Origin of the sequence: Kribbella sp. NPDC050459 (genome assembly GCF_040655315.1) — a bacterium.
GTDB lineage: Bacteria > Actinomycetota > Actinomycetes > Propionibacteriales > Kribbellaceae > Kribbella.
This window is the reverse complement of record NZ_JBFAJQ010000014.1, coordinates 225,998-238,515: the sequence shown is the minus strand read 5'-3', so window position 1 is coordinate 238,515 and position 12,518 is coordinate 225,998. Positions and strand designations below refer to the sequence as shown.

The window sequence follows — 12,518 nt, the reverse complement described above, 5'->3', positions numbered from 1 at the left end:
AACCAGCCTCAGCAGACACCCCAACTCCTCCGACAACGACACGGTCCCCGCAACTCCTCAACTCGAGGTGTTGCGAGGACCGCGTGAACCCGCCCTCGGCGCGGGGTCTTTGCTATGCCTGGACCATGCGATGGGCGAGGTCCGCGTAGAGCTTGCCGAGCGCGGCCGGGTCGCCGCGGTGCGGGGTGTACCACCGGGCGACGTCGATGGACAGCGAGAGCACGGCGAGGGTGGTGCCGGGCAGGTCGGGCACCGTGAACTCGCCCGCGGCGACGCCGTCGGCGAGAACCTGCTCGATCTGGGCGGAGATCGCCCGGCGGATCGTCGCGACCTCGGCCAGGTGCTCGGGTGACAGGGCGGCCAACTCGTACTGGACCACGCGCGCGATCGTGTGATGCTCCGCGTGCCAGGCGGTGAAGGCGGCGACGAGCGAGCGGAGCCGGTCCGCGGGCGCGGAGCCGGTGTCGGCGGAGCGCAGTACGTCGAGGGCTGCGTTGTGACCGTAGAGGCTGATCTCGAAGAGCAGGCGCTCCTTCGACGGGTAGTGCACGTACAGCGCGGCGGGGCTCATCCCGGCGCGCGAGGCGATGTCGCGGGTGGTGGTGGCCTGGTAGCCGCGCTCGGCGAAGGCGTCGACGGCGCCGGTCAGCAGCCGGCGCGCCGCGGCCGGCTGGACGTGCTCCCACACCAGGGGATCGGTGACTGCGGACACGTTGACACCTTGCACCGAACGCGTGAAGCTAAGCAAGCGCTTAGCCATTTGTCTCAAATCCTCGGGGAGGCCCCATGGAGCGCGTCATCTTCGGCGAGGACCACCACGCGTTCCGCGCCAGCGCCAAGGAGTACTGCGACCGCTCGCTGGTGCCGCGGATGGAGCAGTTCCTCGAAGAGAAGACGATCGATCGCGCCGCCTGGCTGGAGGCCGGGAAGCAGGGCTTCCTCGGGCTCGACGTGCCGGAGGAGTACGGCGGCTCGAGCGTCGGCGACTACCGGTTCAACGCCGTGTTCGCCGAGGAGGTGTCGAAGGTCTCCGCGTCGCTGTCGAGCTGCTTCGGCATCCACTACGACTGCGCCGCGCCGTACTTCGTGGATCTCGGGACCGAGGAGCAGAAGCAGCGCTGGCTGCCGAAGTTCTGCGCCGGTGAGTACGTCGCCGCGATCGGGATGACCGAGCCGTCCGGCGGTTCGGACCTGGCCGCGCTGAAGACGACCGCGAAGAAGGCCGACGGCGGCTGGGTGCTGAACGGCTCGAAGACCTTCATCACCAACGGCGACATGGCCGACCTGGTGATCGTCGCGGCCCGCACGACCCCGGAGAAGGGCGCGAAGGGCATCACGCTGTTCGTAGTCGAGGAGGGTATGGAGGGGTTCGCCCGCGGCCGCAAGCTCGACAAGGTCGGCCAGACCGAGTCCGGTACGTCGGAGCTGTTCTTCGAGGACCTGTTCGTCGGCGACGGCAACGTGCTCGGCGAGCTGGACCGCGGCTTCATCCACATGATGGAGCGGCTGGCGCAGGAGCGGATCGGCGCCGCGGTGTCGAACATCGCGCACGCCACCCAGATCCTCGCCGAGACGATCGACTACGTGAAGCAGCGCAAGGCGTTCGGCCAGCCGGTCGGCTCGTTCCAGTACAACAAGTTCCTGATCGCCGAGCTGGTCACCAAGGCCGAGGTCACCCAGTCGTACGTCGACAACGCGATCGTCGCGCACGACGAGGACCGGCTGTCCGCGGTGGACGCGGCGAAGACGAAGTGGTGGAGCGCCCACGTGCAGAACGAGATCCTGGACGCCTGCGTCCAGCTGCACGGCGGCTACGGCTACATGAACGAGTACCGGGTCGCGCGCGCCTGGCGCGACGCCCGCGTCACCAAGATCTGGGCCGGAAGCAACGAAATCATGAAAGAGCTGATCGGCCGCGACCTCGGCCTGTAGAAGGGAATTGCTGTGCCTGAAGCAGTCATCGTGTCCACGGCCCGGTCGCCGATCGGCCGTGCGCACAAGGGGTCGCTGACCTCGATCCGGCCGGACGACCTCGCCGTCCAGATGATCCAGGCGGCGGTCGGCAAGGTAGGACTGACCGGTGACCAGATCGAGGACCTGGCGCTCGGGTGCGCGGAGCCGCACGACGAGCACGGCGGCAACATGGCGCGCCGGGTCGCGGTGCAGCTCGGCTGGGACAACACGCCGGCGACCACGGTCAACCGGTTCTGCGCGTCGTCGACGCAGACCGCGCGGATGGCCTACCACGCGATCAAGGCCGGCGAGGGCGACATCTTCGTCAGCGCCGGCGTCGAGTGCGTCTCGCGGTACAAGAACTTCGGCTCCGCCGGTGTCGGCGACCCGAGCTCGTTCAACCCGCTCTTCACCGACGCGGTCGCGCGGACCGAGAAGTACGCCGAGACCAACGACACCTGGCACGACCCGCGCGCGGACGGGCTGATCCCGGACATCTACATCTCGATGGGCCAGACCGCGGAGAACGTGGCGACGCTGCGTGGCATCAGCCGCGAGGACCAGGACGTCTTCGGCGTCCGCTCGCAGAACCTGGCCGAGAAGGCGATCAACAACGGGTTCTTCGAGCGCGAGATCACGCCGGTGACGCTGCCGGACGGGACCGTGGTGAGCAAGGACGACGGCCCGCGGGCAGGGACGACGCTCGAGAAGGTGAGCCAGCTGCAGCCGGTGTTCCGCCCCGACGGCACCGTGACGGCCGGCAACTGCTGCCCGCTGAACGACGGCGCCGCGGCGGTCGTGATCATGAGCGACACCAAGGCGCGCGAACTCGGCCTGACGCCGCTGGCGCGAATCGTGTCGACCGGTGTCAGCGGTCTGTCGCCGGAGATCATGGGCCTCGGGCCGGTCGAGGCCTCGAAGCAGGCGCTGGCCCGGGCCGGGATGAGCATCAACGACATCGACCTGGTCGAGATCAACGAGGCGTTCGCGGTCCAGGTGATCGGCTCCGCGCGCGAGCTCGGGATCGACGAGGACAAGCTGAACGTGCACGGCGGCGCGATCGCGCTCGGCCACCCGTTCGGCTCGACCGGCGCGCGGATCATGACCACACTCGTCAACGGTCTGCAGTTCGAGGACAAGCAGTTCGGCCTGGAGACCATGTGCGTCGGCGGCGGGCAGGGTATGGCGATCGTGCTCGAGCGCCTCAGCTGATGAGCCTCGACGGCCGGACGGCGATCGTCACCGGCGCCTCACGCGGTATCGGGCTGGCGATCGCGCAGCGCCTGGTGGCCGACGGCGCGCGGGTCGTCATCACCGGACGCACCCAGGAGACCCTCGACCAGGCGGTCGAGGCCCTGGGCGGCCGGGAGCACGCGCTCGCGGTGGCCGGCAAGGCAGCCGACCCGGAGCACCGGTCGCAGGTGGTGGCGGCCGCCGTGGCGACGTACGGCTCGGTGGACCTGCTGGTGAACAACGCCGGCATCAACCCGATCTACGGGAAGCTGCTGGACGTCGACCAGGCGGTCGCGGCCAAGATGGTGGACACCAACGTGCTGGCCGCGATCGCCTGGGTGCGGGCCTGCCGGGACGCATGGATGCGCGCGCACGGCGGAGCCGTGGTCAACCTGTCCTCGGTAGCCGGTCAGGGGCCGTCACCCGGCATCGGGTGGTACGGCGCGACCAAGGCGATGGTGTCCCGGGTCACGCAGGAGCTGGCCGTCGAGCTGGCTCCGGAGATCCGGGTCAACGCCGTGGCCCCGGCGGTGGTGAAGACCAAGTTCGCCGGAGCGCTCTACGAGGGCCGTGAGGACAAGGTGGCGTCGACGTACCCGCTGGGACGGTTGGGCCGGCCGGAGGACGTCGCCTCGCTGGTGTGGTTCCTGCTGTCCGACGAGGCGTCGTGGATCACCGGCCAGACCATCACCATCGACGGCGGGCTGATGCTGAACGGCGGGATCGCCTAGGGCCGGCGGCCCTGCCAGCCCGCCAGCTGGTCGTACGGCGGCGCGTCGGCGGCCACCGGTACCACCGGGCCGAACGGGATGTGCCCGCCGCGCTGCTCGGCCGGGACGTATTGCCGAACCGTCGCAAGCACCTGTGCCGCCAGCTCCTCGTCGAGCTGGTCACGGCGGCCGGTCGCCGTGGCCAGGTCCCAGGCGTGGGTGGCGAGCTCACCCGTGTACGCGCCGATGGCTGCTGCGCCGGGGAAAGTGCCCCACGGGAGCTTGCAAGTCCGCCCGAGGATCGAGTCGTCGGCCAGGGTGGCGTCGAGCGCGACGCGGCGTTCCTTCCAGGCGGCCGGGACGTCGTCGACTCCGGTGGTGACAACGGGGATGGTCAGCGGGTCGCCGCCGTTCAGCGCCAGGTCGATCCGCGCCGCGACCGTGAGCAGGTGGCCGAGGAGAGTGCGGACGTCGTACTCGTCGCAGGGTGTCTGGAGGTCGAGGTCGTCGGGCCCGGTGGTGTTGACGAGCTGCTGGGTCTGGTCGAGGGCGCGGACGAACAGTGCACGTGGGTCGTTGGTCATGAAGACAGCTTCGAGGGGTATATACGACATCTTCTGTCCGATATTGTTGGGGACATGCGCGCGGACCGGTTGTTGCAGATCATCCTGTTGCTGCAGCGGCATGAGCGGCTGAGCGCGCGGGAGCTGGCCGAGCGGCTCGAGGTGTCGACGCGGACGGTCATGCGGGACATGGAGGCGTTGTCGGCGGCCGGCGTACCGGTGTACTCCGAGCGTGGGCGCAACGGGGGCTGCGTGCTGCTGCCCGGGTACCGCGCCGACGTGAGTGAGCTGACACCGCGCGAGGCGCAGGCGCTGTTCGCGTGGTCCGGGCGTGCGGCGTTGTCGGAGGAGCTCGGGTTGCGGGACGCGCTGCACTCGGCGATGGGGAAGCTGTCCGCGACGTTGCCGGCCGAGCTGCAGGGCGATGCGGACGCGTTGTCGGGTGCGATCGTGGTGGACCGGCGGCGGTGGTTCGCCGACACCGAGGACACCGGCGCGTTGCCGGTACTGCGGCAGGCGGTCGTCACGCGCCGCCGGGTGCGGCTGCGGTACGCGTCGGCGAGTGAGGGCGTTCAGCAACGAACTGTCGATCCGTGGGGGCTCGTGGAGCAGGCCGGCAGGTGGTACCTGGTGGCCGCGCATCGTGGCGCCGCGCGGATGTACCGGGTGTCCCGCGTCGAGCAGGCCGACGTACTCGAGGAGGCGGCAGAGCGGCCGGAAGGGCTGGACGTCCGCGCCGAGTGGGAGCGGTTGCGCTCGGGGCTCGAGCGGCAGCTGCCCGTCGGGGCGGACGTGCTGGTCAGGGTGCGGCCGGACCGGGTCGAGATGGTCCGGCGGATCGCCACGCCGATGCTGGTCAAGGGGGAGGCGGCGCGCGACGTACCGGCCGACGACGAATGGCCGCGCCTGCGGATGCACTTCCGGGTGCGGGAGGCCGCGTGCGGCGTGCTGCTGGGGTTCGCCGGCGATGTCGAGGTGCTGGAGCCGGCCGGCATCAGGGCGCGGATGCTCGAGCTGGCGAAGGCGGCGGTGGCAACCTACGGCTGACGGGTGGCCACGAACGTCTGCCGCAGGATCACGTTGCCGTCGGCAGCGATGTCCTCGTTGCGCCAGTGGAAACCCGTCGTGGTGATGCCGGTGAACTGCCAGCGGGCACTGGCGTTCTGCGCCTCGAGCGTGATGGTGTCCGCGGTCGCGTGGGCGATGAACGGCATCACGAACGCGGCCTTCGGACCCAGCCAGGTCGAGCGGAACGCCTCCAGTCCGGGATCGTAGATCCGGATCGACAGTCCCCACTCCCCGTCGCCGTCGGTCGCCCGCGCTGCTCGGCTCGGGGTGATCCAGATGTCGGCGACCGCGCGGCCGTCGAGCGCCCAGGCGAAGTGCCATTCCCCGGTGGTCTGCCGGATCACGGCGCCGCTGTCGTCGTACCAGGCGACGTCGAGGTCCCAGCTCCCGATCAGCGGCGCGAACGGGCGGAACGGCTCGGCGAACTCGGGGCGCGGTGCGTCGGAGACCATCAGGCCGGCCAGCGTCCGGGCGGCCGCCGCACCGTCGGGGATCTGCATGAGCTCAAGCCTAGGCGCTGTCTGAAGGCGGACGCCCCGCCGCCGGTGACCCCGTCGCGTGGAACCACGATGGCACTTCCGGCGGTCGGGGCGATCAGTCCGACAGCACCGCGCCACTCTAGTACGAGTCCGGCGCACATCCGAATCACGGGACGCGCGCATTCCTGTCACTTAATCCGTGGCGGCTCTCCAGCCTGCTGGCTAGGGTCCGGGCATGACGACTCGGGCGGTGGTACGGCTGGCAGTGGGGGACGATGCCGAGGCGGTGGCAACGGTCCGGGCGGTGGTCGCGCCGTACAAGGTGATGTCGGCCGCGGCGACGCGGCACATGCTCACCGTGCAGTCGCCGAAGGAACGGTTCCTGCCGTTGGTCGCCGACCGCGAGGGTGAGATCGTCGCCTGGGCGTCGGCCGGGATCAACGTCTGGACCAGCGAGCCGGGGCAGGCCCATCTCAGCATCTACGTGCATCCGGACCACCGCAAGCAGGGCATCGGCAGCGAGCTCGCCGAGCGGCTGCACCAGCACCTCACCGAGGTCGGCGCGGTCCGGGTCCGGTCGTTCGTGCAGCCCGACGGGCTCGAGTTCGCCCGCAACCTCGGGTACGACGGGACGCGGCAGATGCACTTCGCCGGCCTCGACCTGACGGCGGCGCTGCCCGAGCAGCCGGAGACGCCGGCGGGGATCGAGCTCGTGGCGCTGGACAGCGTGGAGCCGCGGACGGCGTACACGGCCGACACGATCGCGTCGCTGGACGAGCCGAGTGACTCGCCGCTGGACTCGGTCGACTATGACCAGTGGCTGGAGGAGGTCTGGAACAGCCCCTCCGTGGACAGGTCGCTCAGCGTCGGCGCGATGGCCGGCGAGGAGATGGCGGCCTTCACCGTCGTCGAGACGGCCGGGGACCGGATGTGGTCGGGGATGACCGGCACGGTTCCGGCGTACCGCGGGACCGGCCTGGCGAAGCTGGTGAAGTCGGTCGCGCTCCGGCGTGCGGCGGCCGCCGGGATCACCTCGGCGTACACGTCCAACGACGACGAGAACGGCCCGATGCTTGCCGTCAACAACTGGCTCGGGTACCGGCGGGTGCAGACCGAGCTGGGGCTGCTGAAAACCCTCTGAGACCGAGCTGTAATGGGTTCACTTCCGGTATGCACCTGAAAGGGCGCTAGATTCCGGGGGACTTCGGTGTCGTTGGAGTGCCCAAGGAGTTTCAGATGGAGATCAGGGCGGCTGAGCCACGCGATGTGGACGCCGCGGTCGCGCTGCACGACGCATTGGTGCCGTACTTGGTGACCACCCGGGGCGCGCTCGCCCGCCGGACCGGCACGGGGAACGCACCCGGTCGGGGAACGTTCGCGGCCGTCGGCGACGACGCCACGCTCGCGGGCTGGGCGACGGACGGCCTGATCGCCGGCTCCGACCCGCTGGACGGGGAGTTGCGGGTGCTGGTCCGGCCGGAGTACCGGCGGCGGGGGATCGGGACGCGGCTGCTGGAGGCAACGCATGCCAACCTGAGGGCGGCCGGCGCGACGTCGGCGCGGGTGTTCGCGGACCCGGGATCGGTCGCCTGGGCGGCCCGGTTCGGGTACCGGCAGACGCGCCAGGTGCACTACGCGGGCATCGATCCGCGGAAGGCGCCGGAGCTGCCCGAGATCCCGAGCGGCGTGGAGCTGCTGCCGGCCGGCGCCGTCGATCCGCGGCTGCTCTACGAGGCCGACATGGTTGCCCAGCGCACCAAGCCGGGCGACGCCAAGATCTCCACCCGGCCGTACGACGACTGGCTGGCGGGCGTCTGGCGGAACCCGGACACGGTGCTCGACCTGAGCGTCGCCGCCGTGTACGAGGGCCGCGTGGTCGCGTTCACGCTGGGGCTCGGCGACCACACGATGATCTGGTCGAAGATGACGTCGACGCTGCCCGAGTACCGCGGCCGCGGCCTGGCCAAGCTGGTCAAGGCCGCCGCCCTGCACCGCGCCGCCGAGGCCGGAGTGCACGGCGCCTACACCGCCAACTACGACGGCAACACCCCCATGATCGCCGTCAACGAATGGCTCGGCTACCACCGCATCGCGACCCACGCGGTGCTGATCTGCCCACTCTGATTCGAGTTGCCGCCGCTACGACGCCGGGTGATAGTGGTCGGGATGGACCGCCCACTCCTCATCCTGTGCCTCGCCGGCCTCGCGTGTGCCTTGGGCGGGTCGTTCCTCGCCACGCTGACCGATCGCAAGGACCGCAAGCACTACCACCAGACGTACTTCTGGCTCGAGTTCGGCGACGGGATCTATTACGTTGCAGGCTTCGGCCTGCTGCTGGCCTCCGTCGGGAGTGTGGCGGCACTCGGCCGCGCAGACTCCCAACCAGCGGCCGGCCGGGTCGGTCTGATCGTGCTGGCGGTGGTCGCGGTGCTGGTCGCGGTACTGGGTGGTCTGGTCTTCCAGCGGTCGTCGCGCATCGTCGTGCCGAGCCTTCTCACCGGCGGAAGCGTGGGAGCGGGCGTGCTTGCAGTGGCCGGCCTGCTGGGTGTCCACGGGCAGGATCTGGCTGACACCGGCGCACTCGGCTGGGTCGTCGGACTCGGCGGGACCGCGGTCGTCGGCGTGGTGTCGCTGTTCTTCGTCGACGGCGTCTGACTCAGGGAACGAGCAGGACGACCGTTTCGGCGACGCAGGCCGGCTTGGTGGAGTTTTCCAGCTCGATCACCCAGTTGAGGGAGACCTGGACGCCGGCGGGGGTCTGTACGGCGTTCGCGATCGAGGCGCCGGCGCGGACCCGGGTGCCGACCGGGACCGGGGCCGGGAAGCGGACCTTGTTGACGCCGTAGTTGAGTTTCGCGGTCACGCCGTCGATCTTGAACAGTTCCTCGCCGAAGCGGGCGATCAGGCTCAGCGTCAGGTAACCGTGCGCGATGGTCCCGCCGTACGGGCCCTTGGCGGCGCGGTCGACGTCGACGTGGATCCACTGGTGGTCGCCGGTCGCGTCGGCGAACTGGTTCACCTGCTCCTGGGTGATCTCCAGCCACGCGCTCTCACCGAGCGTCGTGCCGACCGCGTGCACCACCTCGTCGACGCCGTTGAACGTCTGCGGCATGTCGCCTGCCTCCTAGTTCCGCGGTCCGCCGGCGACGTACAGGACCTGGCCGGACACGAAGCCGGCCTCCTCGCTGCAGAAGAACGACGCCGCGGCGGCGATGTCCTCCGGCTTGCCGGTGCGCTGCACCGGGATGCTCGCGGCGGTCGCCTTCTTGAACTCCTCGAAGTCGACGCCGACCCGGGCCGCGGTCGCGGCCGTCATGTCGGTCTCGATGAACCCCGGCGCGATCGCGTTCGCCGTGACACCGAACTTGCCCAGCTCGATCGCGAGCGTCTTGGCCAGGCCCTGCAGACCGGCCTTCGCGGACGCGTAGTTCGCCTGGCCGCGGTTGCCGAGGGCCGAGGTCGAGGAGAGGAACACCATCCGGCCGTACTTGGCCTCGACCATGTGCGCCTGGCAGGCCTTCGACATCAGGAAGCTGCCCTTGAGGTGCACCGATATGACCGTGTCCCAGTCGTCCTCGGACATCTTGAACAGCAGGTTGTCCCGCAGGACGCCGGCGTTGTTGACCAGGATCGTCGGCGCGCCGAGCTCCGCGGCCACCCGCTCGACCGCGGCCGTGACCTGGTCGGCCTTGCTGACGTCGGCGCCGACGCCGATCGCCCTGCCGCCGGCCTCGGTGATGGCCTTCACGGTCGCCTCGCAGGCGCCCTCGTCGAGGTCGACGACCGCGACGGCGTGACCGTCCGCGGCGAGCCGCTGCGCGACGGCCGCGCCGATTCCCCGGGCCGCCCCGGTCACGATCGCCACCCGCTGCTCGCTCATCCACCACTCCAATCGGTCCACTGGTCTGCCGGAGATGACATTACCCACGGTCCGTCACACCGGAAGTACCCCGGATGACATGATCGTCGTGTGGATCATCACAACCGCCACGTCTACCACTGCCCGTTGCGCTGGGGTGACATGGACGCACTCGGCCATGTGAACAACGGCCGGTACGTCGACTATCTCCAGGACGCCCGCGTCGACTTCCTGTTCCGGACCGCCAAGGAGCTCGGCGCCGACAACCTCGAGACCGGCCTGCTGGTGGCCCGGCACGAGGTGCAGTACCGTGCGCCGCTGCACTTCCGGCCCGAGCCGGTGCGGATCGAGCTCTGGATCAGCGAGATCCGGGCCGCGTCGTTCACGGTCGACTACGAGATCCTCGACGCCGAGCCGGAACGCCGCACGTACGTCGAGGCCCGGACCAAGCTGGTCCCGTTCGATTTCACCGCGAACCGCCTGCGCCGGATCACCCCGGTCGAGCGCACGGCCCTGGAGAAGCTGGTGGGCGCGTGATGTACACACATCCGGTTCTGGTCCGGTGGTCCGACATCGACTCGTACGACCATGTGAACAACGTGCGGTACTTCGACTATCTGCAGGAGGCGCGGATCGCGTTCCTCGGGCAGGTGATGGAGACGACGGGCGACTTCTTCGCGCAGTACCCGTGCGTGCTGGTCAGCCAGACGGTGGACTACCTGCGTCCGATCCTGCTCCGGCACCCGCCGTACGACGTGGACGTGTGGATCGCCTCCGTCGGTACGTCGTCGTACACGCTCGGCTCCCGCATCGTGGACCGCAGCGCCGGCGCGGAGGACGTGTACGCCAAGGCGGAGTCGGTGATCGTCGCCGTGGACGGCGCCACCCACGCCAAACGGCCCCTCGGCGACACCGAAAAGGCAGCCCTCCTCAAGCACCTTGTGACCAGTTGAGAGACTAGGTCCGAGATGACTGAGCAGCAGAGCTTCTACGACGCCGTCGGTGGGGCGGAGACCTTCCACCGGTTGGTGGCAGCGTTCTACCGCGGGGTTGCCGCCGATCCGGAACTGCGGGCGATGTACCCGGAGGAGGACCTCGGTCCGGCCGAGGTGCGCTTCCGGATGTTCCTCGAGCAGTACTGGGGCGGCCCGAAGACGTACTCCGAGCAGCGTGGGCACCCCCGGCTGCGGATGCGGCACGCCCCGTTCGCCGTCACCCCGGGCGCGCGGGACCGGTGGCTCGGCCACATGCGGGCCGCGCTCGACGAGATCGCCCTGTCCCCGGAGCGGGACGAGGAGATCTGGCGCTACATGGTGATGGCCGCGCACAGCATGGTGAACACCGACGAACCGCAGTACCCGGGCGCGATCGACGTGTCCGGCCGCTGAACCACTGTCTGAATCTTCCAGAAGGAGACAACACGAGCATGGCTACCACTCGTACGGCGAAGGCCCACTGGGAAGGCTCGCTGATGGAGGGCGCCGGCCAGGTCGCCCTGGAGTCGTCCGGTGTCGGCACCTATGACGTCACCTGGGCCTCCCGCGCGAACGACGCCAACGGCAAGACCAGCCCGGAGGAGCTGATCGCGGCCGCGCACTCCACCTGCTTCTCGATGGCGCTGTCGCACGCGCTGGCCCAGGCCGGCAACCCGCCGGCGTCGCTTGACACCCAGGCCGACGTGACCTTCCAGCCGGGTGAGGGCATCACCGGCATCAAGCTCTCCGTGAACGGCAACGTCCCGGGCCTGACCGCCGACGAGTTCGCCGAGTTCGCCGAGGGCGCGAAGAAGAACTGCCCGGTCTCGCAGGCGCTGGCCGCCGTCCCGATCACCCTGGACGTCACCTTCACCGCCTGAACCACCGGCGCTGAATCACCGCTCTGACGCCTCCCGTGCCTCGGCACGGGAGGCGTTCGCGTGTCAGCTCCGGGCCTCGTCCTGCTTCTCGGTGGCTGCGCCGTCGTCGGCCCTGGCCTCTTCTTCCTTCTCGGTGCCGGAGCCGACGCCGGAGGTGAGGGTGCTGTTCGGGTCGCGGGTGGTCAAGTTGCCGACCCGGAGGACCTCGCCGTTGCGGACGTACCAGGTGGTGCCGTCCTCGCCGCGCAGCGTGGTGATCCGCAGGCCGACCGCGACCACGACGCCGGTCGCCTTCTCCATGTCGATCAGGTCGCCGACGCCGTACTGGTCCTCGAAGATCATGAACACGCCGGCCAGGAAGTCCTTCACCAGCGTCTGCGCGCCGAAGCCGAGCGCCACGCCGATGATGCTCGCGGACGCGATCACCGGGAGGATGTTGAAGCCGAGCTCGGCGAGCACCATCACCACCAGGACCGCGCTCAGCACGAGGGTGATCGCGCTGCACAACAGCGAGGCGATCGTCTCGGCGCGCTGGGTCCGGCGCTCGCTCGCGAGCGTGCTCTCCACGAACCCCTGGCCGAGCTTCGACTTGGACAGGACGCCGGCCACCGCACCGTTGCCGGTCCGCCGGGCGAACCGGCGGATGATCTTGTGCAGCAGCCAGCGCAGCACGAAGAAGCCGATGATCAGGCCGGCGATCCGGGCCGGCACGACCACGACCTGATCGGTCACCTCCAGCTTGCCGTCGTTGCCCATCCGGAAGAACGTCGGGAACGTGTCCGGCAGACTCAACAACGG

Annotated in this window: 17 protein-coding genes; 11 read left to right on the top strand and 6 right to left on the bottom strand. The window is 69.8% G+C overall.

Features of this window, described 5'->3' with window-relative positions:
- Nucleotides 1-112 precede the first annotated feature (112 nt).
- Nucleotides 113-712 (bottom strand): TetR/AcrR family transcriptional regulator, encoded by a 600-nt coding sequence (locus tag AB0I12_RS34940; protein ID WP_359938164.1) that lies wholly within the window; start codon nt 710-712, stop codon nt 113-115.
- 74 nt (nt 713-786) lie between these two features.
- Here AB0I12_RS34940 and AB0I12_RS34935 point away from each other — a divergent pair, with 74 nt between their 5' ends.
- The 3 genes from AB0I12_RS34935 to AB0I12_RS34925 are packed head-to-tail and all read left to right on the top strand — an operon-like array spanning nt 787 to nt 3,917.
- Complete coding sequence (locus AB0I12_RS34935) at nt 787-1,932, top strand: acyl-CoA dehydrogenase family protein (RefSeq protein ID WP_359938161.1); 1,146 nt, start codon at nt 787-789, stop codon at nt 1,930-1,932.
- A 12-nt stretch (nt 1,933-1,944) separates the two neighbouring features.
- Complete coding sequence (locus AB0I12_RS34930; protein WP_359938158.1) at nt 1,945-3,165, top strand: acetyl-CoA C-acetyltransferase; 1,221 nt, start codon at nt 1,945-1,947, stop codon at nt 3,163-3,165.
- Nucleotides 3,165-3,917, top strand: coding sequence for an SDR family oxidoreductase (locus AB0I12_RS34925; RefSeq protein WP_359938155.1), 753 nt, complete (start codon nt 3,165-3,167; stop codon nt 3,915-3,917). The genes AB0I12_RS34930 and AB0I12_RS34925 overlap by 1 nt, the downstream gene beginning before the upstream one ends.
- Here AB0I12_RS34925 and AB0I12_RS34920 read toward each other — a convergent pair.
- On the bottom strand, nt 3,914-4,480 hold the full coding sequence (locus tag AB0I12_RS34920; protein ID WP_359938152.1) for a TIGR03086 family metal-binding protein: 567 nt from the start codon (nt 4,478-4,480) through the stop codon (nt 3,914-3,916). The genes AB0I12_RS34925 and AB0I12_RS34920 overlap by 4 nt on opposite strands.
- A gap of 54 nt (nt 4,481-4,534) precedes the next feature.
- Between AB0I12_RS34920 and AB0I12_RS34915 the strand changes: the two genes are divergently transcribed.
- Nucleotides 4,535-5,506, top strand: a complete 972-nt coding sequence (locus tag AB0I12_RS34915; protein WP_359938150.1) for a WYL domain-containing protein — start codon at nt 4,535-4,537, stop codon at nt 5,504-5,506.
- Here AB0I12_RS34915 and AB0I12_RS34910 read toward each other — a convergent pair.
- Nucleotides 5,497-6,027, bottom strand: a complete 531-nt coding sequence (locus tag AB0I12_RS34910) for a hypothetical protein (RefSeq protein ID WP_359938147.1) — start codon at nt 6,025-6,027, stop codon at nt 5,497-5,499. The genes AB0I12_RS34915 and AB0I12_RS34910 overlap by 10 nt on opposite strands.
- A 214-nt stretch (nt 6,028-6,241) precedes the next feature.
- Between AB0I12_RS34910 and AB0I12_RS34905 the strand changes: the two genes are divergently transcribed.
- The 3 genes from AB0I12_RS34905 to AB0I12_RS34895 all read left to right on the top strand — a co-directional run bounded on the left by AB0I12_RS34905 (nt 6,242) and on the right by AB0I12_RS34895 (nt 8,661).
- On the top strand, nt 6,242-7,147 hold the full coding sequence (locus AB0I12_RS34905; RefSeq protein ID WP_359938144.1) for a GNAT family N-acetyltransferase: 906 nt from the start codon (nt 6,242-6,244) through the stop codon (nt 7,145-7,147).
- Between the two features lie 95 nt (nt 7,148-7,242).
- Nucleotides 7,243-8,130 (top strand): GNAT family N-acetyltransferase, encoded by an 888-nt coding sequence (locus tag AB0I12_RS34900; RefSeq protein WP_359938141.1) that lies wholly within the window; start codon nt 7,243-7,245, stop codon nt 8,128-8,130.
- 42 nt (nt 8,131-8,172) lie between these two features.
- Nucleotides 8,173-8,661, top strand: coding sequence for a hypothetical protein (locus tag AB0I12_RS34895; RefSeq protein WP_359938138.1), 489 nt, complete (start codon nt 8,173-8,175; stop codon nt 8,659-8,661).
- A gap of 1 nt (nt 8,662) precedes the next feature.
- Here the strand turns inward: AB0I12_RS34895 and AB0I12_RS34890 are convergent, their stop codons facing one another.
- Both AB0I12_RS34890 and AB0I12_RS34885 read right to left on the bottom strand, forming a co-directional pair.
- The gene (locus AB0I12_RS34890; RefSeq protein WP_359938135.1) at nt 8,663-9,118 is read right to left on the bottom strand and encodes a MaoC family dehydratase; all 456 of its coding nucleotides are present in this window, start codon (nt 9,116-9,118) and stop codon (nt 8,663-8,665) included.
- A 12-nt stretch (nt 9,119-9,130) separates the two neighbouring features.
- Nucleotides 9,131-9,886: an SDR family oxidoreductase gene (locus AB0I12_RS34885; protein WP_359938132.1), complete on the bottom strand. Its 756-nt coding sequence runs from the start codon at nt 9,884-9,886 to the stop codon at nt 9,131-9,133.
- A gap of 90 nt (nt 9,887-9,976) precedes the next feature.
- Between AB0I12_RS34885 and AB0I12_RS34880 the strand changes: the two genes are divergently transcribed.
- The 4 genes from AB0I12_RS34880 to AB0I12_RS34865 are packed head-to-tail and all read left to right on the top strand — an operon-like array spanning nt 9,977 to nt 11,720.
- Nucleotides 9,977-10,402 carry a thioesterase family protein gene (locus AB0I12_RS34880; RefSeq protein WP_359938129.1) on the top strand — a complete coding sequence of 142 codons (426 nt, stop codon included), beginning with the start codon at nt 9,977-9,979 and terminating at the stop codon, nt 10,400-10,402.
- Nucleotides 10,402-10,818: an acyl-CoA thioesterase gene (locus AB0I12_RS34875; protein WP_359938126.1), complete on the top strand. Its 417-nt coding sequence runs from the start codon at nt 10,402-10,404 to the stop codon at nt 10,816-10,818. The genes AB0I12_RS34880 and AB0I12_RS34875 overlap by 1 nt, the downstream gene beginning before the upstream one ends.
- A 15-nt stretch (nt 10,819-10,833) precedes the next feature.
- Nucleotides 10,834-11,253, top strand: a complete 420-nt coding sequence (locus AB0I12_RS34870; RefSeq protein WP_359938123.1) for a globin — start codon at nt 10,834-10,836, stop codon at nt 11,251-11,253.
- Nucleotides 11,254-11,291: 38 nt separating this feature from the next.
- Nucleotides 11,292-11,720, top strand: coding sequence for an OsmC family protein (locus AB0I12_RS34865; protein ID WP_359938120.1), 429 nt, complete (start codon nt 11,292-11,294; stop codon nt 11,718-11,720).
- Between the two features lie 63 nt (nt 11,721-11,783).
- On the opposite strand, the gene AB0I12_RS34860 is transcribed toward AB0I12_RS34865, so the two are convergent.
- Complete coding sequence (locus AB0I12_RS34860) at nt 11,784-12,512, bottom strand: mechanosensitive ion channel domain-containing protein (protein WP_359938117.1); 729 nt, start codon at nt 12,510-12,512, stop codon at nt 11,784-11,786.
- Nucleotides 12,513-12,518: the final 6 nt, after the last annotated feature.

Coding starts and splice junctions, on each gene's coding strand:
- AB0I12_RS34920 (WP_359938152.1), bottom strand. CDS start 4,480: ATGACCAACGACCCACGTGCACTGTTCGTCCGCGCCCTCGACCAGACC.
- AB0I12_RS34885 (WP_359938132.1), bottom strand. CDS start 9,886: ATGAGCGAGCAGCGGGTGGCGATCGTGACCGGGGCGGCCCGGGGAATC.
- AB0I12_RS34925 (WP_359938155.1), top strand. CDS start 3,165: ATGAGCCTCGACGGCCGGACGGCGATCGTCACCGGCGCCTCACGCGGT.
- AB0I12_RS34905 (WP_359938144.1), top strand. CDS start 6,242: ATGACGACTCGGGCGGTGGTACGGCTGGCAGTGGGGGACGATGCCGAG.
- AB0I12_RS34895 (WP_359938138.1), top strand. CDS start 8,173: ATGGACCGCCCACTCCTCATCCTGTGCCTCGCCGGCCTCGCGTGTGCC.
- AB0I12_RS34890 (WP_359938135.1), bottom strand. CDS start 9,118: ATGCCGCAGACGTTCAACGGCGTCGACGAGGTGGTGCACGCGGTCGGC.
- AB0I12_RS34915 (WP_359938150.1), top strand. CDS start 4,535: ATGCGCGCGGACCGGTTGTTGCAGATCATCCTGTTGCTGCAGCGGCAT.
- AB0I12_RS34935 (WP_359938161.1), top strand. CDS start 787: ATGGAGCGCGTCATCTTCGGCGAGGACCACCACGCGTTCCGCGCCAGC.
- AB0I12_RS34865 (WP_359938120.1), top strand. CDS start 11,292: ATGGCTACCACTCGTACGGCGAAGGCCCACTGGGAAGGCTCGCTGATG.
- AB0I12_RS34910 (WP_359938147.1), bottom strand. CDS start 6,027: ATGCAGATCCCCGACGGTGCGGCGGCCGCCCGGACGCTGGCCGGCCTG.
- AB0I12_RS34875 (WP_359938126.1), top strand. CDS start 10,402: ATGTACACACATCCGGTTCTGGTCCGGTGGTCCGACATCGACTCGTAC.
- AB0I12_RS34870 (WP_359938123.1), top strand. CDS start 10,834: ATGACTGAGCAGCAGAGCTTCTACGACGCCGTCGGTGGGGCGGAGACC.
- AB0I12_RS34900 (WP_359938141.1), top strand. CDS start 7,243: ATGGAGATCAGGGCGGCTGAGCCACGCGATGTGGACGCCGCGGTCGCG.